The following is a 23,098-nucleotide window of genomic DNA, read 5'->3' as shown; positions in this document are numbered from 1 at the left end:
CCGGGCCGGGGATTCACTCCCAGTCCCAGTCGATCCCCAGGATCCCCGGCCGCACCCCCTGCTCCACCAGGTGCACCGAGCGGTGCCGCCCGCTGAGGGTGAGGTCGCTGCGGCCGGAGCGGGTGGCGCCCGTGGAGGTCTGGGCGAAGCGACGGCAGCGGGCCGGCAGGGCCTGTTCGTCGAACCGCACCTGGAGGACGTACTGCCCGCCGGCGAAGGCGAAGCCGCGGACGTACTCCCGGCTCGGGCCGCCCGTGCCGTCCTCGAAGCCGTATCCGAACAAGTACGTCTCGCCTGCCCGCAGCCGGGTGTCGAAGAGCAGCTCGGCGACCAGGACCCCGCTGGTGGCGTCCCAGCGGACCCGGCCGGTGCGGCAGTTCTCGCCCGCGCGCACCTCGACCCGGGCCGGATCGCAGCCGGCGTCCCCGCGGTGGATCGCCAGATAGCGGTCGACGCCGTCACGATGGGCCCGTACGACATGCTGCGAGTCGCGGCCGCGCATCTCCCGGCCCGCGCCGATGTGGATGCGCTCGTGGTGGCCGACGGTGTGCAGGCCGCCGTCCACCGGTACCTCCAGGCCGGCGATGAGCTGTTCCACGACCCCCGACGCCTCGACGAGCGAACGGTACGAGCGCCCGGCGGGCCGCTCGACATCGGCGATCGAGGCGTCGTCAAGCAGCCGCAGCAGGGAGTTCGACGGCAGGCCGAGCACCTCTTCGAGCCCGCGCACCGCACGCAGCGACTCCGGGCGCTGCGGCCGGCGGGCGCCCTGCTGCCAGTAACTCAGGCTGGTGACACCGACCTTGATGCCGCGCCCGGCCAGATGGTGCTGGACCCGCTGGAGCGGCAGGCCCCGTACGGACAGGGCGGCGCGCAGCGCCAGATGGAACGGGCCGGTGTGCAGCGCCTGCTTCAGGTCGGCCTCGGAGTGGAGCATGGGGGACTCCTCAGTGAACGTTCACGGTGGGGGGTGGGCGCGGGGCGACGACAGGTCGGGGAAAACCTGGTGGCGGGGGAGGAGTTGTTCACACTCCGGCCACTTCGTTCACACCCGCGTACCACCCCGCATTGAAGCGCGTTGACCTGTTCTCGACAACGGCCGATGCTCGACCACAAGCGTCCGGACGCGATCCTCCACCATCCCCAACCCCCCACCCCGCCATGGGAGGAACGCGATGCGCAGCAAGAAGAGACGGCTGTCCGCCCTCACCCTCGTGGTGGCGGCCCTGTTTGCCGCCCCCACGGCAACGGCCACCGCCGCCCCGCACAACGACAAGCCGGTGCCCGCCGCAGCCGCCGCGGCGAGCTCCAAGCGGCTCAACATCACGATGCAGTCCCAGCAGAAGGACAACTGGTGCTGGGCCGGCAGCGGAAACACCATCGCCACCTGGTTCGGCCGCAACTACACGCAGAACCAGTTCTGCAACGCGGCCTTCGGCCGGGCCCAGGGTTACGACTGCCCCAACTGGCAGGCGGACCTGGGCAATGTGCAGAACGCCCTGAACTGGGCCGGCATCAACTCGGGCTCCTACGTGACCGGTTGGCTGCGCTACTCGACCGTGCAGACCGAGATCAACAACAACCGCCCGATCGAGACCCGCATCCAGTGGTCGAGCGGCGGCGGTCACATGCACGTCCTGTACGGCTACGACGACGCCAGCAGCTGGGTGTACTGGGGCGACCCCTGGCCGTCGAGCACCCGCTACAACTGGGCCTCGCACGACTGGTACGTCAGCAACAACTCCTTCTCCTGGACCCACTCGCTGTACCGGATCGGGGCGTGACGACGATGAAGTTGACCCGCCTCGCACCCACGGGCATCGCACCCGCCGTCCTCGCGGTGGCGCTCGTCGGCCTCGCGGCCCCGGGCGCGTTCGCCGACCAGGCGCCGCTCGCCTCCGCCGACTCCAGGGCCGCGGCCCGCCAGGCCGCGTCCGCTCCCGCCACCCTCGACACGCTCTCCCGCTTCTTCGCGCGGGACGGCAAGGTCGCGCTCAAGGCCGCCGCCCCGCACATCGAGGGCGACGCCGTGCCCGTCTACACGCTCTCCCCGCAGTTCGTGGCGGGGAAGGCGGGCGCCCCCGTCGCACAGGTGGAATACCTCGCCGCCACGGCCGTCTCGTCGGACGGCCAGAAGGCCTCGCTGTGGACGGTCAAGGAGGGCTCGTCCTGGCAGGTGGTCAACATAGCCACCGGCGACGACGAGTCCCGCTACGCGGCGGCCGGCGCCGCGAAGCTCCCCGGCGGCACCGTGTTCCAGGAGCCGCAGATCAACGCCTGGTACGTGGAGAAGGGCAGCAAGGTGCTGCCGCTCGACGAGGACGCCGTCAAGGCGGTCGGCGCGGGCGGCACCACGCTCGCCGCCTACCAGAAGCGCGTCGCGACGGCGTACGGGGACAAGCTGCCGGGCTCGGCCTACGACCGGTCGGGCAAGGCGGGCGGCTACGCCGAGACGGCGGAGGAGTCCCGGGCCCAGGCCGCCCAGGCCGCGGCCGTCGCGTCCCGGCACGGCGACACCTCCCTGACGGTGCTGTCCGGCGCGGGCGCGCTGCTCGTCCTCGGGCTGACGGGGGCGGCCGTACGGCGGCGCCGCGCGGCTGGTCGGGGCTAGCCCCCGGGCCGGTGCGGGGGCCCAACGGAGTGCCCCCGCACCGGCCCGCCCCACGCCTTTTGCCGACGGCCCGCGGACGGCGGCCCGCGCCGTTCCCCGCGCCGGGTTGCTCGCGCAGTTCCCCCGCGCCCCTGGGAACCCTGCCTTCGTCCGCGGGCCGTGGGGGGCGTTCGCGCAGTTCCCCGCGCCCCTGAGAACCCCGTTCTCGTCCGTCCGCCATGTGTGGTTGCTCGCGCAGTTCCCCGCGCCCCTGAAAACCCCGCTCTTGTCTGCGGACCGTGTGTCGCCGTTCGCGCAGTTCCTCGCGCCCCTGGCAGCACCGGGGGCTGGGTGGGAGAACGCGCGAGCGGGGTCTGGGGCGGAGACCCTGGGGTTTGGCGGGGGGACGCCCCGGGGACGCCGGGTTGTCAGCGCCCGCCAGTAGGGTGGTGGCCATGGCAGACCCCTCCAGCTACCGCCCCAAGCCGGGACAGATCCCCGACTCGCCGGGGGTCTACAAATTCCGCGACGAGCACCGCCGGGTGATCTACGTCGGGAAGGCGAAGTCCCTGCGGCAGCGGCTCGCCAACTACTTCCAGCCGTTGACGAGTCTGCACCCGCGCACGGCCACGATGGTGACCACGGCCGCGGCCGTGGAGTGGACCGTCGTCGCCACCGAGGTCGAGGCGCTCCAGCTCGAATACTCCTGGATCAAGGAGTTCGACCCCCGCTTCAACGTCAAGTACCGCGACGACAAGAGCTATCCCTACCTCGCGGTGACGATGAACGAGGAGTTCCCGAGGGTCCAGGTCATGCGCGGCGCCAAGAAGAAGGGCGTGCGCTACTTCGGCCCCTACGGGCACGCCTGGGCGATCCGCGAGACGGTCGACCTGATGCTCCGCGTCTTCCCGGTCCGCACGTGCTCCGCCGGCGTGTTCAAGCGCTCGGCCCAGATCGGCCGGCCCTGTCTGCTCGGCTACATCGGCAAGTGCGCGGCCCCCTGCGTCGCCCGCGTCACCCCCGAGGAACACCGCGAACTGGCGGAGGACTTCTGCGACTTCATGGCCGGCCGCACCGGCGCCTATCTGCGCCGTGTCGAGCAGCAGATGATGGCGGCGGCCGAGGACATGGAGTACGAGCGGGCGGCCCGGCTGCGCGACGACCTGGGGGCGCTCAAGAAGGCCCTGGAGAAGAACGCGATCGTCTTCAACGACGCCACCGACGCCGACCTCATCGCGGTCGCGGAGGACGAGCTGGAGGCGGCCGTCCAGATCTTCCACGTGCGCGGCGGCCGGGTCCGCGGCCAGCGCGGCTGGGTCACCGACAAGGTCGAGGCGGTCGACACCGCGGGCCTGGTCGAGCACGCGCTGCAGCAGCTGTACGGCGAGGAGACGGGCGACTCCGTGCCGAAGGAGGTCCTGGTCCCGGCACTGCCCGAGGACGAGGACGCGGTGAGCCGCTGGCTGGCGAGCCGGCGCGGCTCCAACGTCTCGCTGCGCATTCCGCAGCGCGGCGACAAGAAGGCCCTGATGGTGACGGTCGCGCGCAACGCCCAGCAGGCCCTCACGCTGCACAAGACCAAGCGCGCCTCCGACCTGACGACGCGCTCGCGGGCCCTGGAGGAGATCGCCACGGCCCTGGAGCTCGACAGCGCGCCGCTGCGCATCGAGTGCTTCGACATCTCCCACCTCCAGGGCGACGACGTGGTGGCGTCCATGGTGGTCTTCGAGGACGGCCTCGCCCGCAAGAGCGAGTACCGGCGCTTCCAGATCAAGGGCTTCGAGGGCCAGGACGACGTCCGGTCCATGCACGAGGTGATCAGCCGCCGCTTCAAGCGCTACCTCGCCGAGCAGTCCCGCACGGGGGAGTGGGGCGAGGAGGAGGGCCAGGAGCTCACGGAGGGTTCCGGCCAGGACTCGGGCCAGGACGCGGAAGGGGCCTCGACCGGGCCGTCGTCCGGTCAGGAGGCCGACGGCCTGCCGGGGCGGGAAGCCGACGGCCCGTCCGGGCCCGTGCCCGGCCGGGAGAACGGCGGGCCGAGCGGGCCGGTGTCCGGGGAGCCGAGCGGGCCGGTGTCCGGGGAGGTGTCCGCCTTGCAGGAGGAGGACGGACGGCCCAAGCGGTTCGCCTATCCGCCGCAGCTCCTCGTCGTCGACGGCGGCCAGCCGCAGGTCGCCGCGGCCAAGCGGGCCCTCGACGAGCTGGGCATCGACGACATCGCGGTCTGCGGGCTCGCCAAGCGCCTCGAAGAGGTCTGGGTGCCCGAGGAGGACGACCCGGTGGTGCTGCCCCGCTCCAGCGAGGGGCTCTACCTCCTCCAGCGGGTGCGTGACGAAGCCCACCGCTTCGCCATCACCTATCAGAGGGCCAAACGGACGAAGCGCTTCAAGGCGGGGCCGCTGGATGCCGTGCCCGGCCTCGGCGAAACCCGCAAGCAGGCCCTGATCAAGCATTTCGGCTCGGTGAAGAAGCTCCGGTCGGCGACAATCGACGAGATCTGCGAGGTCCCCGGCATAGGCCGCAAGACGGCCGAGACCGTTGCCGCGGCCCTCGCCGAAGCGGCCCCGGCCGCACCCGCCGTCAACACGGCGACAGGAGAGATCATGGAAGAGGACGACGGGGGCAGCACGACATGACTGAGCAGCACGACGAAGACCGAGAAGCAGGAGTAGACGTGAGTACGGGCACGACGACCGAGGCCGGCGGGGCCGATGCGCCCATCCCCGAGCTGGTGATCATCTCCGGAATGTCGGGTGCCGGGCGCAGCACCGCCGCCAAGTGCCTGGAGGACCTCGGCTGGTTCGTCGTCGACAACCTGCCGCCCGCACTGATCCCCACCATGGTGGAGCTCGGCGCCCGCTCGCAGGGCAACGTGGCGCGCATCGCCGTCGTCGTCGACGTACGCGGCCGCCGGTTCTTCGACAATCTGCGCGAGTCCCTGGCGGACCTCGACGCGAAGGAGGTCACCCGGCGGATCGTGTTCCTGGAGTCCTCCGACGACGCGCTGGTGCGCCGCTTCGAGTCGGTGCGCCGCCCGCACCCCCTCCAGGGCGACGGCCGGATCGTCGACGGCATCGCCGCCGAGCGCGATCTGCTGCGCGAGCTGCGCGGCGACGCCGACCTGGTGATCGACACCTCCAGCCTCAACGTCCACGAGCTGCGCGCCAAGATGGACGCCCAGTTCGCCGGCGACGAGGAGCCGGAGCTGCGCGCCACGGTGATGTCGTTCGGCTACAAGTACGGCCTGCCGGTCGACGCGGACCTGGTGGTCGACTGCCGCTTTCTGCCCAACCCGCACTGGGTGCCGGAGCTGCGTCCCTTCACCGGCCTCAACGAGGAGGTGTCGGGCTACGTCTTCAGCCAGCCGGGCGCCAAGGAGTTCCTCGACCAGTACAGCGAGCTGCTCCAGCTGATCGCGACGGGCTACCGCCGCGAGGGCAAGCGGTACGTGACGATCGCGGTGGGCTGCACGGGCGGCAAGCACCGCTCGGTCGCCATGTCCGAGAAGCTCGCCGCCCGCCTCGCCTCCGAGGGGATCGAGACCGTCGTCGTACACCGGGACATGGGGCGCGAGTGAAGGTGTACCGCCGGCGCACCGCCGGACCGGTGCTGCGCACCGGCCGCAAGCGGGGCGCCCAGCCCAAGGTCGTCGCGCTCGGCGGCGGCATGGGCCTGTCGGCCTCGCTCGCCGCGCTGCGCCGGATCACCGGCGACCTGACGGCCGTCGTCACCGTGGCCGACGACGGCGGCTCCAGCGGCCGCCTGCGCGCCGAGCTGGGCGTGCTGCCGCCGGGCGACCTGCGCAAGGCGCTGGCCGCGCTGTGCGGCGACGACGACTGGGGCCAGACCTGGTCCCGGGTCATCCAGCACCGCTTCCAGTCCAAGGGCGAGCTGCACGAGCATGCGGTGGGCAACCTGCTGATCGTCGCCCTGTGGGAGCAGCTGGGCGACCATGTCCAGGCCCTCGACCTGGTCGGCAAGCTGCTCGGCGCCCAGGGCCGGGTGCTGCCGATGTCGGCCGTGCCGCTGGAGCTGGAGGCCCTCGTACGGGGTCACGACCCGGGGCGTCCCGAGGACGTGGACACCGTGCGCGGCCAGGCCACGGTGGCGCTCACGCCCGGCGAGGTGCTCTCGGTGCAGCTGGTCCCGCACGACCCGCCGGCCGTCCCCGAAGCGGTCGCCGCGGTCCTGGACGCGGACTGGGTGGTGCTCGGTCCCGGCTCCTGGTTCTCCTCCGTCATTCCGCATCTGATGGTGCCCGAACTGCTCGACGCGCTCATCGAGACCAAGGCCCGCAAGGTCCTCTCGCTGAACCTCGCGCCACAACCGGGTGAAACCGATGGCTTCTCTCCGCAGCGTCATTTGGAGGTTTTGGGACGACACGCCCCTAAACTCGCCTTCGACGTGGTGCTGGCCGACGAGGCCGCCGTGCCCGACCGGGGGAGCCTGACCGAAGCCGCGAAACGGCTCGGAGCCGAGGTCGAGCTGGCGCCGGTGGCCAGGCCCGATGGTTCTCCGAAGCACGATCCGGAGCTGTTGGCCGCCGCGTACGACCGTATTTTTCGGATGCATGGAAGGATCGGCCCATGGCGATGACGCCGGCGGTGAAGGACGAGATTTCCCGGCTGCCCGTCACCCGGACCTGCTGCAGGAAGGCGGAGGTCTCGGCGATTCTTCGATTCGCGGGCGGGCTGCACCTGGTGAGCGGCCGCATTGTGATCGAGGCGGAGCTGGACACCGCGATGGCTGCACGCCGGCTGAAGCGGGACATTCTGGAGATCTTCGGGCACAGCTCCGAGCTGATCGTGATGGCTCCGGGCGGCCTGCGCAGAGGCTCGCGGTTCGTCGTACGGGTCGTGGCGGGCGGCGACCAGCTGGCCCGCCAGACCGGCCTCGTCGACGGGCGCGGCCGCCCCATCCGCGGCCTGCCGCCCCAGGTGGTCTCGGGGGCCACCTGTGACGCCGAGGCCGCCTGGCGCGGCGCGTTCCTGGCGCACGGCTCGCTGACCGAGCCGGGCCGCTCCTCGTCCCTCGAGGTGACCTGCCCGGGCCCGGAGGCGGCCCTCGCCCTGGTCGGTGCCGCACGGCGGCTCCAGATCGCGGCCAAGGCACGCGAGGTCCGCGGTGTGGACCGGGTGGTCGTCCGCGACGGTGACGCGATCGGCGCGCTGCTCACCCGTCTCGGCGCGCACGAGTCGGTGCTGGCCTGGGAGGAGCGGCGGATGCGCCGCGAGGTCCGCGCCACCGCCAACCGGCTCGCCAACTTCGACGACGCCAACCTGCGCCGCTCGGCGCGGGCCGCGGTCGCCGCCGGGGCCCGCGTCCAGCGCGCCCTGGAGATCCTCGCCGAGGAGGTCCCCGAGCACCTCGCGGCGGCCGGCCGGCTGCGCATGGAGCACAAGCAGGCCTCCCTCGAGGAGCTGGGCGCGCTCGCCGACCCGCCGCTGACCAAGGACGCGGTCGCGGGCCGGATCCGCCGACTGCTCGCGATGGCCGACAAGCGGGCCCAGGACCTGGGCATCCCGGGCACCGAGTCCAACCTGACGGAGGAGATGGCGGACGGCCTGGTCGGCTGAGTCCGGCTCGCCCCAACTCGCCTGAACCGGCGCCCACTTGGTGGGCGCCGGTTCCGTTTTCGCACAGACGTCGCGGGAGGCTGCGGTATTGACATGATCATGAAGTGTCATGAGCCTGGCGTCGGTCCACTTTCGTGGCAGACAACAGCAAGGGGGGCTTATGAGACGCAGAGCGAGAGCGATCCTCGCCGCTGCATCACTGATGACGGCCGGGCTCGTGGCGGCACCCGTCGCCCAGGCCAGTCAGAGCGGAGCCGACGGCGAGGGCATCGTCGTCTGGAACGCCCAGGTCAGCCGCGCACAGCTGCCGCTGCTCCTGGAAGCCGGCGCCGACGCCCAGGAACTGGGCGCCGAGCTGCCCGCCAAGGGCTCGGCGGGAGTCGAGCTCTACCTCACCAAGTCCCAGGCCGCCGCCCTGCGCGGCAAGGGCGTCACCCTGTCCGAGCGCAAGGTCTCCGCGCAGGCCCAGAACCGGCTCAAGGCCGCGGGCGACGGGGTGTTCCGCCCGTACAGCGGCAAGAACGGGCTGAAGCAGGAGATCCTCGACACGGGCAAGGCCAACCCGAACCTCACCAAGGTCGAGTCGATCGGCAAGACCACGGACGGCCAGGACATCCTCGCCCTCAAGCTGACCAAGGGCGCGAACAAGTCCAGGGACGGCTCCAAGCCCGCCACGCTGTACCTGTCCAACCAGCACGCCCGGGAGTGGATCACTCCGGAGATGACCCGGCGGCTGATGCACTACTACCTCGACAACTACGGCAAGGACCCGCGGACCACCAAGATCGTGGACTCCACCGAGCTGTGGTTCGTGCTCTCCGCCAACCCGGACGGCTACGACTACACCTTCACGCCCGGCAACCGGCTGTGGCGCAAGAACCTCCGCGACAACAACGGCGACGGGAAGATCACGTCCGTCGACGGCGTCGACCCGAACCGCAACTTCCCCTACAAGTGGGGCTACGACAACGAGGGTTCGTCCGAGGACCCGTCGAACGAGACCTACCGGGGCCCGAGCGCAGGCAGCGAGCCCGAGACCAAGGCGCTCGACTCCTTCGAGAAGCGCGTCCACTTCAACTACGCGATCAACTACCACTCCGCGGCGGAGCTGTTGCTGTACGGAGTGGGCTGGCAGGTCGCCACGCCGACCCCCGACGACGTCATCTACAAGTCGCTCGCGGGCACCCCCGACAAGCCGGCCATCCCCGGCTACCTGTCGGAGGTCTCCTCCGCGCTGTACACCACCAACGGCGAGGCCGACGGCCACGCGGCGAACGTCAACGGCACGATGATGTTCACCCCGGAGATGTCGACCTGCACCACCGCCTCCAACGTGGACCCGGGTGACGAGTGGAACGCGGCGGACTGCCCCTCCGACTTCAACTTCCCCGACAGCGAGAAGCTGATCCAGGGCGAGTTCGAGAAGAACATCCCCTTCGCGCTCTCCGTGGCCGAGACCTCGGCCCACCCCGACCAGCCCTCCTCGTCGGTCGGGATCGACGCCCCCGACTTCACGCCGGACACCTTCGCCACCTCGTACACGCGGGACGACGACCAGGAAGTCGCCGTCACCGTACGCAAGTCGGTGCGGGACAAGACCCTCAACTACCGCATCAACAACGGCCGTACGCAGACCGAGGAGCTGGAGCCCTGGAAGGGCGGCGAGGTCTACGGCGGACACGACAACATCCGCTTCGACCAGTACCGCGCCAAGGTCGAGGACGCGAACGCCGGTGACCGGGTCCAGGTGTGGTTCACCGGGCGGACCGCCGCGGGCAGGAAGACGTCCAGCACCCCGTTCACGTACACCGTGGCGCAGCGGCCCAAGGGGGACACCCTGGTGCTCGCCGACGAGGGCGGCACCGGTGCGGCCAGGAACGCCGCGCTCTACACCAAGGCGCTGGCCGACAACGGCAAGAAGGCGGCCGTCTGGGACGTGGCGACCCAGGGCACCCCGAGCGCGCTCGGCGTGCTCAGCCACTTCCGGTACGTCGTCTGGTACACCGGCAGCGCCCAGCCGAAGGCGGCCACGATGTTCGCGGTGCGCGACTTCGTCAACGAGGGCGGCAAGCTGGTCAACGCCGGTGAGCAGGCCGGCGGCAGTGTCGACCTCGGCGGCGGCGCCCTGTCGGACGACTTCTCGCAGTACTACCTCGGCGCCTACAACAAGGCCGGGCTCAAGTCCCCGCCCGCCTTCGCCGGGGCCGGAAAGCTCGCGGGCGCCAAGGCCTCGCTCGCCGCGGGCCCGGGCAGTCCGCTGACCGCGGCCGGGGCGTACACCATCACGTCCGACACCCTCAAGCCCCAGCAGTTCCCGCAGTTCACGAGTGCCTCCGCGGGCGACTACCCCGGGGTCCGCACCCCGTTCGAACCCGCCGAGGGCTCCTGGTTCGCGGCGGCCCGGCACCGCGACGACGCCTATATGCGGCTCGCCCGCACCGTCGACCTGGCCCAGACGCCGGCCGCGGCGAGGCCGAGCCTGGACTTCCAGCTCAGCTATGACACCGAGCCCGGCTACGACCAGGTGATCGTCGAGGCCCACACGGTCGGCCAGGACGACTGGACGACCCTGCCGGACGCCAACGGGGCCAGCACCACCAGCGTGCCGAGCCAGTGCGAACAGGGCTACCTCCTCCAGGAGCACCCCTTCCTCACGCACTACCTCACGGCCGGCTCGCCCGCCTGCGCGGCGACCGGCAGCAGCGGCGCCTGGAACCGCTTCACCGGCTCGTCCAACGGCTGGCAGCAGGTGTCCCTCGACCTCAGCGCGTACGCGGGCAAGCAGGTCGAGGTCGCCGTCTCCTACGTCTCCGACCCCGGCACCGGAGGACTCGGCGCGTTCGTCGACGACACCCGGCTCGTCGTCGGCGGCACCGCGTCGGGAGCCGAGGGCTTCGAGACCTCGCTCGGCCCCTGGAGCGTGCCGGGAGCACCGGCCGGCAGCCCCGGCAACAGCGGCGACTGGGCCCGCTCCCAGGCGCTGTTCCACTCCTCGGCCGCCGTCGCTACGCGGGACACCGTCCTGCTCGGCTTCGGCCTGGAGAACGTGGCGTCGGCCGCCGACCGCAAGCAGGTCATCGGGAAGGCGCTCAGCGCGCTGCACCGCTGACGCCCCGTAGTGGGGCCGAAGGTCCCCGGTGGTCCGTACCCGCAGGTAGGTACGGGCCACCGGGCCGTTCCGGGCGGCATTTCGGAACCATCCGGACGCGCTCGATGTCACTTCCAAGGCCCCGGGGAGGTAGGGTCGTAACCGGTCGGGGACATCCCATACAACTCGCCGGCGTCGAGAAACCCGGCGTACCTAACGAGGAGATCGGTTCGTGACGATCCGCGTAGGCATCAACGGCTTCGGCCGCATCGGGCGCAACTACTTCCGGGCGCTCCTTGAGCAGGGTGCAGACATCGAGATCGTGGCTGTCAACGACCTTGGTGACACCGCGACCACTGCGCACCTGCTGAAGTACGACACCATTCTGGGTCGCCTCAAGGCCGAGGTCACCCACGCCGCCGACACCATCACCGTCGACGGTCACACCATCAAGGTGCTCTCCGAGCGCAACCCGGCCGACATCCCCTGGGGTCAGCTGGGCGTCGACATCGTCATCGAGTCGACCGGCATCTTCACCAAGAAGGCCGACGCCGAGAAGCACATCGCCGGTGGCGCCAAGAAGGTCCTCATCTCGGCTCCGGCCAAGGACGAGGACATCACGATCGTGATGGGCGTCAACCAGGACAAGTACGACGCGGCCAACCACCACGTCATCTCCAACGCCTCCTGCACCACCAACTGTGTGGCGCCGATGGCCAAGGTTCTGGACGAGAACTTCGGCATCGTCAAGGGCCTGATGACGACGGTCCACGCGTACACGAACGACCAGCGGATCCTGGACTTCCCGCACTCGGACCTGCGCCGCGCCCGCGCCGCCGCCGAGAACATCATCCCGACCACGACCGGTGCCGCCAAGGCGACCGCTCTGGTCCTGCCGCAGCTCAAGGGCAAGCTCGACGGCATCGCGATGCGCGTGCCCGTCCCGACCGGTTCGGCCACCGACCTGGTCGTCGAGCTGCAGCGCGAGGTCACCAAGGACGAGGTCAACGCCGCGTTCAAGAAGGCCGCCGGTGACGGCGACCTCAAGGGCATCCTCTACTACACCGAGGACCCGATCGTGTCCTCGGACATCGTGGGCGACCCGGCCTCCTGCACCTTCGACTCCTCCCTGACCATGGTCCAGGAGGGCAAGACGGTGAAGATCCTGGGCTGGTACGACAACGAGTGGGGTTACTCCAACCGCCTCGTCGACCTGACCGTCTTCGTCGGCGGCCAGCTCTGACCTCGGTCCGGTAGGCACCTGATGTGAGCTACAGGGCTCGGGCAGCGCAATGACGCGCTGTACGGGCCCTGTCGCCTGTCCAGACCGTCCGTCACGTACCTCCCAAGGAGTCACCTCTCACATGAAGACGATCGACGAACTTCTCGCCGAAGGGGTCGCGGGCAAGCGGGTATTCGTCCGCGCCGACCTCAACGTGCCGCTGGCAGAAGGCCTCATCACCGACGACGGCCGCATCCGCGCCGTGCTGCCGACCATCAAGGCGCTCGTCGCCGCCGACGCCAAGGTCGTCGTGGCCTCGCACCTGGGCCGCCCCAAGGGCGCCCCGGACCCGCAGTTCTCGCTGCTTCCCGCGGCCGAGCGGCTCGGTGAACTCCTGGGCGCCCCGGTCGCGTTCGCCCAGGACACCGTCGGCCCCGCCGCCCACGACGCGGTGAACGGCCTCCAGCCCGGCCAGGTCGCGGTCATCGAGAACCTGCGCTTCAACGCCGGTGAGACGGCCAAGGACGACGCCGAGCGCGGCGAGTTCGCCGACCAGCTGGCGGCCCTCGCCGACGTGTACGTGGGCGACGGCTTCGGAGCCGTGCACCGTAAGCACGCCTCCGTCTTCGACCTCCCGGCGCGGCTCCCGCACTACGCGGGCTACCTCATCGCCACCGAGGTCGGCGTCCTCAAGAAGCTGACCGAGGACGTCAAGCGCCCCTACACCGTCGTACTCGGCGGCGCCAAGGTCTCCGACAAGCTCGCCGTCATCGACGAGCTGCTCGGCAAGGCCGACCGCCTGCTCATCGGCGGCGGCATGGCCTACACCTTCCTGAAGGCCAAGGGCTACGAGGTCGGCATCTCGCTGCTCCAGGAGGACCAGATCCCGGTCGTCAAGGAGTACATGGAGCGCGCCGAGAAGAGCGGCGTCGAGCTGGTCCTCCCGGTCGACGTGCTCGTCTCCAAGGACTTCCCCGACCTCAAGACCAAGGCCCCGGCGACCTTCCAGACCGTCGACGCGGACAAGATCCCCGCGGACGAGGAGGGCCTGGACATCGGCCCCAAGTCCCGCGAGCTGTTCGCCTCGAAGATCACCGACGCCGAGACCGTGTTCTGGAACGGACCGGTCGGCGTCGCCGAGCACCCCGACTACGCCGGTGGCACCACCGCCATCGCGCAGGCCCTGCTCGACAGCAAGGGCTTCACCGTGGTCGGCGGTGGCGACTCCGCCGCCGCCGTCCGCAACCTGGGCTTCGACGAGACGAAGTTCGGCCACATCTCGACCGGTGGCGGCGCCAGCCTCGAATACCTCGAGGGCAAGACGCTTCCCGGCCTCGCCGCACTGGAGGACTGAACACCCGTGAGCACCCGTACCCCGCTGATGGCGGGCAACTGGAAGATGAACCTCAACCACCTCGAGGCCATCGCGCACGTCCAGAAGCTCGCCTTCGCGCTCGCCGACAAGGACTACGAGGCCGTCGAGGTCGCGGTCCTGGTGCCCTTCGTCGACCTGCGCTCCGTGCAGACCCTCGTCGACGGCGACAAGCTCAAGATCAAGTACGGCGCCCAGGACATCTCGGCGCACGAGTCCGGTGCCTACACCGGCGAGATCTCGGGCTCGATGCTGGCCAAGCTGAAGTGCGCCTACGTCGCCGTGGGCCACTCCGAGCGCCGCCAGTACCACGCCGAGAGCGACGAGCTCTGCAACGCCAAGGTGAAGGCCGCCTACCAGAACGGCCTGACCCCGATCCTCTGCGTCGGCGAGGGCCTGGACGTCCGCAAGGCCGGCCAGCAGGTCCCGTACACGCTCGCCCAGCTCGACGGCGGCCTCAAGGACGTGCCGGCCGAGCAGGCCGAGTCCATCGTGATCGCGTACGAGCCCGTATGGGCGATCGGCACCGGCGAGGTCGCCACGCCCGAGGACGCCCAGGAGGTGTGCGGAGCGATCCGCGGGCGCCTGGCCGAGCTGTACTCGCAGGAGCTCGCCGACAAGGTGCGCATCCAGTACGGCGGCTCGGTGAAGTCCGGAAACGTCGCCGCGATCATGGCCCAGCCGGACGTGGACGGTGCCCTGGTCGGCGGCGCCGCCCTGGACGCCGACGAGTTCGTCAAGATCGTCCGCTTCCGCGACCAGTAAGTATGCGGTAGCGCGGATCCGTCGTACCCTTGCGGGGGCCGGGACAGGGATTGTGGAATGTCCCCCCGGCCCCCGTCGCCATTCAGTCCTAGGAAGTTGGTCCAGCCGTGATTGTCGGGTTCTCGATTGCCCTGATCGTCTTCAGCCTGCTGATGATGCTGCTGGTGCTGATGCACAAGGGAAAGGGCGGCGGCCTCTCCGACATGTTCGGCGGTGGCATGCAGTCCTCCGTCGGCGGTTCCTCGGTCGCCGAGCGCAACCTCGACCGCATCACCATCGTGGTCGGTCTGCTGTGGTTCGCGTGCATTGTCGTACTTGGTCTGCTGATGAAGCTCAAGTAAGCCGTCGTCGTTCGGCGTTTCGGGGGTGGGGTGTAACTCCAATCACTGGACGCGCGTTGGGCCTTACGTAGACTGGGGCATCTTCGAGCACCATCACGCAGGGAGTTACGACCGTGGCAAGTGGCAACGCGATCCGGGGAAGCCGGGTCGGAGCGGGGCCGATGGGCGAGGCCGAGCGGGGCGAGTCCGCGCCGCGCCTCCGCATCTCCTTCTGGTGCTCGAACGGGCACGAGACGCAGCCGAGCTTCGCCAGTGACGCACAGGTTCCGGAGACGTGGGACTGCCCGCGCTGCGGATTCCCCGCAGGACAGGACCGGGACAACCCGCCGGACCCGCCGCGCACCGAGCCGTACAAGACGCACCTCGCGTACGTGCGCGAACGGCGCAGCGACGCGGACGGCGAGGCCATCCTCGCCGAGGCGCTCGCCAAACTCCGGGGCGAGATCTGACAGTTGAAGGGCCCACAGGGTGAACCAGGTTCCCCCGCAGGGCCCTTCGGTGTGTCCAGGCCCCATCAGCGTTCACGCCCCCGGCCCGGAGAGCGAAGGCGCAGGTCAGCGCCCATTGTCAGTGGTGCCCCCTACCTTGTGAAGCAGCCGATCACGAGGGGGAGTTGTGGCAGCAGCGCAGGCCGTGGAGGGCGCGTCGCCGGCGAGACCCGCCTGGCGCGGGGGATTCGGCAGGCTGTGGACGGCCGCCGTCGTCAGCCGTTTCGGTGACGCGCTGCGCACCGCCGCGCTGCCCCTGCTCGCCGTCACCCTCACCTCCGATCCCTTCCTCATCGCGCTCGTCACCGCCTGCGGCTATGTGCCGTGGCTGCTCTTCGGGCTGCTCGGCGGCGCGCTCGCCGACCGGGTGGACCAGCGCCGCGCCATGTGGGCCGTCGACGTGGTCCGCGCCGCCCTGGTCGCCGCCTTCGCCGTGGCCGTGGGCACCGGCCACGCCTCCGTACCCCTGCTGATGGCGCTCGCCTTCGCGCTGACCTCCCTGGCAACCCTCTTCGACAACGCGGCGACCGCCCTGCTGCCCTCGCTCGTGCCCAGTGCCGCTCTGGGGAGTGCCAACGCCCGGGTGATGACCGGCCAGCAGATAGCGGGCAGCTTCCTGGCGGCCCCGCTGGTGCCGGTGCTGCTCACCGTGTCGGCGGCGGCGCCCTACGGGGTGGACGCGGTCAGTTACGTCCTCGCCGCCGCCCTGGTCGCCTCGCTGCGGCCCGCCGCTCCGGAGCGGGCGGCCAGGAAGCCGGGGGCCACCCTGCGGGCCGAGGTGGCCGAAGGGCTGCGGGCCCTGTGGGCCGACCGAACCCTGCGCGGGCTCTGCGCGGCCACGACCGTCTGCAACATCGGCATGGGCGCCCTCATCGCGACCCTCGTCCTCGACATCACCGGGTGGCTGGGCGCCGGGCAGGGCGGCTATGCCGCGACCGTCACGGCGTACGGGGCCGGCAGCGTGGCCGGCGGCCTGCTCGCCCAGCCGCTGGCCCGACGGCTCGGGCGCACACGCTGCGTCCTGCTGGCCGGGGTCGTCCAGACCGGCTGCCTGGCGGCCATCGGCAGCGTGCGCGCGCTGGGGGTGACGGTCGCCGCCATGGCCCTGTTCGGGCTCCTGGGCATGGTGTGGAACGTGAACGCGGCGACGCTGATGCAGGAGCGCGCGCCGGAGGCGATGCTGGGACGGATGAGCGCCGCGTTCCGGACGCTGGCCGTGGCGGGCGCCCCGCTGGGCGCCGTCATGGGCGGCGCGGCGGCGGCGTCCTGGGGCCTCAACACTCCGGCGCTGCTGGCGTCCGGCTTGTTCGTCGCCGCCGTCGCCGCGCTGATTCCTGCCCGCGCCGCCTGATCAATTAGGTTGGAGGGGCAGCGGGGCAGGTACGCAAGTACGAGAGAAGTGGGCTGATGTCGGAGATGAACGCAGGAAGCCGTACCAGGCTCAACCAGATGCCCGAGTGGACCGCACTGGGCAAGCACCGGGAGCAGTTGGGCGACACCCATCTGCGTGAGCTGTTCGCCGCCGACCCCGGCCGCGGCACCGCATACACCCTGCGGGTCGGCGATCTCTACCTCGACTACTCCAAGCACCTGGTGACCGACGAGACCCTCGCGCTGCTGCGCGAGCTGGCCGCGGCCGCCGATGTCGCGGGACTGCGGGACGCCATGTTCCGCGGCGAGAAGATCAACGTCACCGAGGACCGCGCGGTCCTGCACACCGCGCTTCGCGCCCCCAGGGACGCGGTGGTCGAGGTCGACGGCGAGAACGTGGTGCCGGGCGTCCACGAGGTGCTCGACAAGATGGCCGGGTTCTCCGAGAAGGTCCGCTCGGGCCAGTGGACCGGGCACACGGGCAAGCCCATCAAGAACGTCGTCAACATCGGCATCGGCGGCTCCGACCTCGGCCCGGCGATGGCGTACGAGGCCCTGCGGGCCTTCACCGAACGGGAGTTGACGGTCCGCTTCGTGTCCAACGTGGACGGCGCCGACCTCCACGAGGCCGTCCGCGACCTGGACGCGGCGGAGACGCTGTTCATCATCGCGTCCAAGACCTTCACCACCATCGAGACCATCACCAACGCCACCTCGGCGCGCAACTGGCTGCTCGCCGAGCTGAAGGCCGATCAGGACGCCGTCGCCAAGCACTTCGTGGCCCTGTCGACCAACGCCGACAAGGTCGCCGAGTTCGGCATCGACACGGCCAACATGTTCGGCTTCTGGGACTGGGTCGGCGGCCGTTACTCCTTCGACTCGGCCATCGGTCTCTCCCTGATGATCGCGGTCGGCCCGGACCGGTTCCGCGAGATGCTCGACGGCTTCCACCTCGTCGACGAGCACTTCCGCACCGCCCCCGCCGAGTCCAACGTGCCTTTGCTGCTCGGCCTGTTGGGGGTCTGGTACGGGGCGTTCTTCGACGCCCAGTCGCACGCGGTGCTGCCGTACTCGCACTACCTGTCCAAGTTCACCGCGTACCTCCAGCAGCTGGACATGGAGTCCAACGGCAAGTCCGTGGACCGCGACGGCAACCCGGTCGAGTGGCAGACCGGACCGGTCGTGTGGGGCACCCCGGGCACCAACGGGCAGCACGCGTACTACCAGTTGATCCACCAGGGCACCAAGGTCATCCCGGCCGACTTCATCGGCTTCGCCGAGCCGGTCGCCGACCTGCTGCCGGGCCTGGTCGCCCAGCACGACCTCCTGATGGCCAACTTCTTCGCGCAGACGCAGGCGCTCGCCTTCGGCAAGACGCCCGACGAGGTGCGCGCCGAGGGAGTGGCCGAGGAGCTCGTGCCGCACAAGACGTTCAAGGGCAACCACCCCACCACCACGGTCCTCGCCAAGGAGCTGACCCCGTCGGTCCTCGGCCAGCTGATCGCCCTTTACGAGCACAAGGTGTTCGTCCAGGGCGCCATCTGGAACATCGACTCCTTCGACCAGTGGGGCGTCGAGCTCGGCAAGGTCCTCGCCAAGCGCGTCGAGCCCGCCCTGACCGAGGGCGCGGACGTGCCGGGCCTGGACGCGTCCAGCAAGGCGCTCGTCGCCAAGTACCGCACCCTGCGCGGCCGTTGAGACCGTGAGGCCGGGCCCGCACCCAGCGGGCCCGGCCTCACGAACAGAGAAGACCGGCCCGGTCCACCCCTCCGAGGGGCGGACCGGGCCGGTCTTCTCGTGCCGTCAGGCGGACGCCGGCGGATACAGCGAGCGCGGCAGCTCGGACGCGGCGGCCGCGTCCAGGAGCCACAGCGTGCGGGCCCGGCCGTAGGCGCCTGCCGCCGGGGCCTGCACCTCGCCCGCGCCCGACAGGGCTATCTTGGCCGCGTGCGCCTTGTCCTCGCCGGCCGCGAGCAGCCACACCTCGCGGGCCGCCCGGATCGCCGGGAGGGTGAGCGAGATACGGGTGGGCGGCGGCTTCGGAGCGCCGTGCACCCCGACGACCGTCCGCTCGGTCTCGCGCACCGCGGGCAACTCCGGGAACAGGGAGGCCACATGGGTGTCCGGCCCGACGCCCAGCATCAGAACGTCGAACGTCGGCACCGGCCCGTGGTCCTCGGGACCGGCCGCCTCCGCGAGCTCCGCCGCGTAGGCGGCGGCCGCCGCGTCCGCGTCGTTGCCGTAGGACCCGCCCGAGGCGGGCATCGCGTGCACCCGCTTCGGGTCGAGCGGCACCGCGTCGAGCAGCGCCGCGCGGGCCTGGGTGTAGTTCCGCTCCGGGTCGTCCTCGGCCACGAAGCGCTCGTCGCCCCACCACAGGTCCAGGCGCGACCAGTCGATCGCGTCCCGGGCGGGGGAGGAGGCCAGCGCCGCGAGCAGCCCGTTGCCGTTGCGGCCACCGGTGAGGACCACCGACGCGGTGCCGCGGGCGGCCTGCGCGTCGACGACCTTCGTGATCAGCCGCGCCGCCGCGGCCTGGGCCATCAGCTCCTTGTCGCGGTGGACCACGAGCTGCGGCGTGCTCACTTGGCCGCTGCCTTCTTGGCCGGGGCCGCCTTCTTGGCGGGAGCCGGCTTGGCCTCCGCGCCGTCGGCGTTCGCGGAGCTGTCCTTGGCGTTAGCCGCGGTCTTCTCCTCGACGCCCTCGCCGAGCTTGTCGACGCCGTACTTCAGCGCGGACGCGTAGGTGTCGTCCGGGTCGAGCCGGCGCAGCTCCTCCGCGATGAGCTCGGAGGTCTCGCGGCGCTTCAGCGCCACCGCGCGGTCCGGCTGGCCCCGCATGGACAGCGTGGCGAGCGAGCCGTCCGCGCGGTCCAGGACGATCGGGCCGCCGTCCGTCTCCAGCCGTACGGCGGTCAGACCCGGGCCCGCCGACAGGGAGCGCTTGACCGGCACGTCCAGCCGGTCGGCCAGCCACATCCCGAGCAGTTCGCAGCTCGGGTTGAACTCCTCGCCCTCCACCTCGACGGCGGTCACCTTGCAGGCGACCTGGTCGAGGGCCGCGGCCAGCATCGAGCGCCACGGCGTGATGCGGGTCCACGACAGGTCGGTGTCGCCGGGGGTGTACGCCTCGGCGCGGGCGGTCAGCTCCTGGATGGGCTGCTCGGCCGCGTAGGTGTCGGTCACCCGGCGCTGGGCGAGCGCGCCCAGCGGGTCCTGCGCCGGGTCGGTCGGCGCGTTCACCGGCCACCAGGCGACGACCGGGGCGTCCGGCAGGAGCAGCGGCAGGACCACCGACTGGGCGTGGTTGAGCACCTCGCCGTACAGCCGGAGGATCACCGTCTCGCCGGTGCCCGCGTCCGCGCCGACCCGCACCTCGGCGTCGAGGCGCGAGCTCGTGCGGTCGCGGGGCGAGCGCGAGACGCGCTTGATGACGACGAGGGTGCGCGAGGGGTGCTCGCGCGAGGCGTCGCCGGCGGCGCGCAGGGCGTCGTAGGCGTTCTCCTCGTCGGTGACGATGACGAGGGTGAGCACCATGCCGACGGCCGGTGTGCCGACCGCTCGGCGGCCCTGCACGAGCGCCTTGTTGATCTTGCTGGCAGTGGTGTCCGTAAGGTCGATCTTCATGGCCGACGCCAGCTCCGTCCGTCTCGTGCGAGCATTTCGTCCGCCTCGTCGGGACCCCAGGTCCCCGAGGGGTACTGGGCGGGCTTGCCGTGCTTGTCCCAGTACTGCTCGATCGGGTCGAGGATCTTCCAGGACAGCTCGACCTCCTCCACGCGCGGGAAGAGGTTGGAGTCGCCCAACAGGACGTCCAGGATGAGGCGTTCATAGGCCTCGGGGCTCGACTCCGTGAAGGACTCGCCGTACGCGAAGTCCATCGAGACGTCCCGGACCTCCATCGAGGTGCCCGGCACCTTGGAGCCGAAGCGCACGGTCACGCCCTCGTCCGGCTGCACCCGGATGACCAGGGCGTTCTGGCCCAGCTCCTCCGTCGCGGTGTGGTCGAAGGGGGAGTGCGGAGCGCGCTGGAAGACCACCGCGATCTCCGTGACGCGCCGGCCGAGACGCTTGCCGGTGCGCAGGTAGAACGGGACGCCCGCCCAGCGGCGGTTGTCGATCCCCAGCTTGATCGCGGCGTAGGTGTCGGTCTTCGACTTGGGGTCGATGCCGTCTTCCTGGAGGTAGCCGACGGCCTTCTCGCCGCCCTGCCACCCGGCCGCGTACTGCGCGCGGACCGTGTCCTTGCCGAGGTCCTTGGGCAGCCGCACGGCGCCGAGCACCTTGGTCTTCTCGGCCGCGAGCGCGTCCGCGTCGAAGGAGGCGGGCTCCTCCATCGCGGTCAGCGCGAGCAGCTGGAGCAGGTGGTTCTGGATGACGTCACGGGCCGCGCCGATGCCGTCGTAGTAGCCGGCCCGGCCGCCGATGCCGATGTCCTCGGCCATCGTGATCTGCACGTGGTCGACGTAGGAGCGGTTCCACAGCGGCTCGAACATGGTGTTCGCGAACCGCAGGGCCAGGATGTTCTGGACGGTCTCCTTGCCCAGGTAGTGGTCGATCCGGAAGACCTCGTTGGGCGGGAAGACCTCGTGCACGACCTGGTTGAGCTCCTCCGCGGAGATCAGGTCGTGGCCGAAGGGCTTCTCGATGACCGCGCGGCGCCAGGAGCCGGCCTTCTGGTCGGCGAGCCCGTGCTTCTTGAGCTGCTGGACGACCTTGGGGAAGAACTTCGGCGGCACCGAGAGGTAGAAGGCGAAGTTGCCGCCCGTGCCCTGCGCCTTGTCGAGCTCCTCGATCGTCGACTTCAGCGTCTCGAACGCGTCGTCGTCGTCGAAGTCGCCCTGGACGAAGCGCATCCCCTGGATGAGCTGCTGCCAGACCTCCTCGCGGAAGGGCGTACGGGCGTGCGCCTTGACCGCGTCGTGCACCTCCTGGGCGAAGTCCTCGTCCTGCCACTCGCGGCGGGCGAAGCCGATCAGGGAGAAGCCCGGCGGCAGCAGACCGCGGTTGGCGAGGTCATAGACGGCGGGCATCAACTTTTTACGGGACAAATCGCCCGTGACGCCGAAGATCACCAGGCCCGACGGCCCCGCGATGCGCGGGAGCCGTCGGTCTGCGGCGTCACGCAGCGGATTGCTGCTTGACAAGGTTTACGCCTCCGAGGGTGCGAGGCGCTTGAGCTCCGCCTCGGTGGACTTGAGCAGGTCGTTCCAGGCGCCCTCGAACTTCTCGACGCCCTCGTCCTCGAGCAGCTGCACGACCTCGTCGTAGGAGATCCCGAGCTTCTCGACGGCGTCGAGGTCGGCGCGGGCCTGCTCGTAGGTGCCGGTCACCGTGTCACCGGTGATCTGGCCGTGGTCGGCGGTCGCCTCGAGGGTGGCCTCCGGCATGGTGTTCACCGTGTTGGGCGCGACCAGGTCGTCCACGTACAGGGTGTCCTTGTACGCCTTGTCCTTGACGCCGGTCGAGGCCCACAGCGGGCGCTGCTTGTTGGCGTGCGCCTTGTCCAGCGCGCTCCAGCGGTCGGAGGAGAAGACCTCCTCGTACGCCTCGTAGGCGAGCCGCGCGTTGGCGAGACCGGCCTTGCCGCGGGCGGCCTTGGCCTCGTCGGTGCCCAGGGCGTCGATGCGCTTGTCGATCTCGGTGTCCACGCGGGACACGAAGAAGGACGCCACGGAGTGGATCTTCGAGAGGTCCAGGCCGCGCTCCTTGGCCTTCTCCAGGCCGGACAGGTAGGCGTCCATGACCTCGCGGTAGCGCTCCAGCGAGAAGATCAGCGTGACGTTGACGCTGATGCCGAGACCGATGGTCTCGGTGATCGCCGGCAGACCCGCCTTGGTGGCCGGGATCTTGATGAGCGTGTTGGGGCGGTCCACCAGCCAGGCCAGCTGCTTGGCCTCGGCGACGGTCGCCCGGGTGTTGTGCGCCAGGCGCGGGTCGACCTCGATGGAGACCCGGCCGTCCTGGCCGTCGGTGGCGTCGAAGACCGGGCGCAGGATGTCGGCGGCGTCCCTCACGTCAGCCGTCGTGATCATGCGGATGGCCTCTTCGACGGTCACCTTGCGGGCCGCGAGGTCGGTCAGCTGGGTGTCGTAGCCGTCACCCTGGCTGATCGCCTTCTGGAAGATCGACGGGTTGGTCGTGACGCCCACCACGTGCGACTGGTCGATCAGCTCGGCCAGGTTGCCGGACGTGATCCGCTTGCGCGACAGGTCGTCGAGCCAGATCGCGACGCCTTCGTCGGAGAGGCGCTTGAGTGCGTCTGTCATGAGAAATGCATCTCCTA

The 23,098-nt window shown here is 70.6% G+C and carries 19 protein-coding genes; 14 read left to right on the top strand and 5 right to left on the bottom strand.

What is annotated here, in order from left to right:
* Nucleotides 1-13: 13 nt before the first annotated feature.
* Nucleotides 14-937, bottom strand: coding sequence for a hypothetical protein (locus ACFYZA_RS26465; RefSeq protein ID WP_382588878.1), 924 nt, complete (start codon nt 935-937; stop codon nt 14-16).
* Nucleotides 938-1,175: 238 nt separating this feature from the next.
* On the opposite strand from ACFYZA_RS26465, the gene ACFYZA_RS26460 reads away from it, so the two are divergent.
* From ACFYZA_RS26460 to pgi, 14 genes are all read left to right on the top strand, one after another.
* Nucleotides 1,176-1,784: a papain-like cysteine protease family protein gene (locus tag ACFYZA_RS26460; RefSeq protein WP_388493082.1), complete on the top strand. Its 609-nt coding sequence runs from the start codon at nt 1,176-1,178 to the stop codon at nt 1,782-1,784.
* A gap of 5 nt (nt 1,785-1,789) precedes the next feature.
* Nucleotides 1,790-2,611 carry a hypothetical protein gene (locus ACFYZA_RS26455; RefSeq protein WP_382589233.1) on the top strand — a complete coding sequence of 274 codons (822 nt, stop codon included), beginning with the start codon at nt 1,790-1,792 and terminating at the stop codon, nt 2,609-2,611.
* Between the two features lie 434 nt (nt 2,612-3,045).
* The gene (gene uvrC, locus ACFYZA_RS26450; protein WP_388493081.1) at nt 3,046-5,226 is read left to right on the top strand and encodes an excinuclease ABC subunit UvrC; all 2,181 of its coding nucleotides are present in this window, start codon (nt 3,046-3,048) and stop codon (nt 5,224-5,226) included.
* A complete protein-coding gene (gene rapZ / locus ACFYZA_RS26445; protein WP_382600676.1) occupies nt 5,223-6,167 on the top strand; it encodes an RNase adapter RapZ in 945 nt (314 codons plus the stop codon). The genes uvrC and rapZ overlap by 4 nt, the downstream gene beginning before the upstream one ends.
* The gene (gene yvcK / locus ACFYZA_RS26440; protein ID WP_382600674.1) at nt 6,164-7,186 is read left to right on the top strand and encodes a uridine diphosphate-N-acetylglucosamine-binding protein YvcK; all 1,023 of its coding nucleotides are present in this window, start codon (nt 6,164-6,166) and stop codon (nt 7,184-7,186) included. Before rapZ ends, yvcK begins: the two co-directional genes overlap by 4 nt.
* Complete coding sequence (gene whiA / locus ACFYZA_RS26435) at nt 7,177-8,166, top strand: DNA-binding protein WhiA (protein WP_161247460.1); 990 nt, start codon at nt 7,177-7,179, stop codon at nt 8,164-8,166. The genes yvcK and whiA overlap by 10 nt, the downstream gene beginning before the upstream one ends.
* A gap of 160 nt (nt 8,167-8,326) precedes the next feature.
* The gene (locus ACFYZA_RS26430) at nt 8,327-11,275 is read left to right on the top strand and encodes a M14 family zinc carboxypeptidase (RefSeq protein WP_388493079.1); all 2,949 of its coding nucleotides are present in this window, start codon (nt 8,327-8,329) and stop codon (nt 11,273-11,275) included.
* Nucleotides 11,276-11,486: 211 nt separating this feature from the next.
* Nucleotides 11,487-12,497: a type I glyceraldehyde-3-phosphate dehydrogenase gene (gene gap, locus ACFYZA_RS26425; RefSeq protein WP_388493078.1), complete on the top strand. Its 1,011-nt coding sequence runs from the start codon at nt 11,487-11,489 to the stop codon at nt 12,495-12,497.
* 121 nt (nt 12,498-12,618) lie between these two features.
* Entirely contained in the window at nt 12,619-13,830 is a 1,212-nt protein-coding gene (locus ACFYZA_RS26420) for a phosphoglycerate kinase (protein ID WP_382600669.1), read from the top strand.
* 6 nt (nt 13,831-13,836) lie between these two features.
* Nucleotides 13,837-14,613, top strand: coding sequence for a triose-phosphate isomerase (gene tpiA, locus ACFYZA_RS26415; protein WP_388493075.1), 777 nt, complete (start codon nt 13,837-13,839; stop codon nt 14,611-14,613).
* A gap of 107 nt (nt 14,614-14,720) precedes the next feature.
* Nucleotides 14,721-14,954: a preprotein translocase subunit SecG gene (gene secG, locus ACFYZA_RS26410; protein ID WP_161247466.1), complete on the top strand. Its 234-nt coding sequence runs from the start codon at nt 14,721-14,723 to the stop codon at nt 14,952-14,954.
* Between the two features lie 113 nt (nt 14,955-15,067).
* Nucleotides 15,068-15,403: an RNA polymerase-binding protein RbpA gene (locus ACFYZA_RS26405; protein ID WP_003976875.1), complete on the top strand. Its 336-nt coding sequence runs from the start codon at nt 15,068-15,070 to the stop codon at nt 15,401-15,403.
* Between the two features lie 166 nt (nt 15,404-15,569).
* On the top strand, nt 15,570-16,793 hold the full coding sequence (locus ACFYZA_RS26400; RefSeq protein WP_388493073.1) for an MFS transporter: 1,224 nt from the start codon (nt 15,570-15,572) through the stop codon (nt 16,791-16,793).
* 65 nt (nt 16,794-16,858) lie between these two features.
* Entirely contained in the window at nt 16,859-18,511 is a 1,653-nt protein-coding gene (gene pgi / locus ACFYZA_RS26395) for a glucose-6-phosphate isomerase (RefSeq protein WP_388493200.1), read from the top strand.
* A 105-nt stretch (nt 18,512-18,616) separates the two neighbouring features.
* On the opposite strand, the gene pgl is transcribed toward pgi, so the two are convergent.
* From pgl to tal, 4 genes are read right to left on the bottom strand one after another with little or no spacing between them, the layout of a single operon-like run.
* Nucleotides 18,617-19,399 carry a 6-phosphogluconolactonase gene (gene pgl, locus ACFYZA_RS26390; RefSeq protein WP_382598798.1) on the bottom strand — a complete coding sequence of 261 codons (783 nt, stop codon included), beginning with the start codon at nt 19,397-19,399 and terminating at the stop codon, nt 18,617-18,619.
* The gene (opcA, locus tag ACFYZA_RS26385) at nt 19,396-20,439 is read right to left on the bottom strand and encodes a glucose-6-phosphate dehydrogenase assembly protein OpcA (RefSeq protein ID WP_382598800.1); all 1,044 of its coding nucleotides are present in this window, start codon (nt 20,437-20,439) and stop codon (nt 19,396-19,398) included. Before opcA ends, pgl begins: the two co-directional genes overlap by 4 nt.
* Nucleotides 20,436-21,959, bottom strand: a complete 1,524-nt coding sequence (gene zwf / locus ACFYZA_RS26380; RefSeq protein ID WP_382598802.1) for a glucose-6-phosphate dehydrogenase — start codon at nt 21,957-21,959, stop codon at nt 20,436-20,438. Before zwf ends, opcA begins: the two co-directional genes overlap by 4 nt.
* Nucleotides 21,960-21,962: 3 nt before the next feature.
* Nucleotides 21,963-23,081, bottom strand: coding sequence for a transaldolase (gene tal / locus ACFYZA_RS26375; protein WP_382598804.1), 1,119 nt, complete (start codon nt 23,079-23,081; stop codon nt 21,963-21,965).
* Nucleotides 23,082-23,098 lie beyond the last annotated feature (17 nt).

This window comes from Streptomyces sp. NPDC001828, from assembly GCF_042892175.1.
Classification (GTDB): Bacteria; Actinomycetota; Actinomycetes; order Streptomycetales; family Streptomycetaceae; genus Streptomyces.
This window is presented reverse-complemented; position numbering and strand designations above follow the sequence as displayed.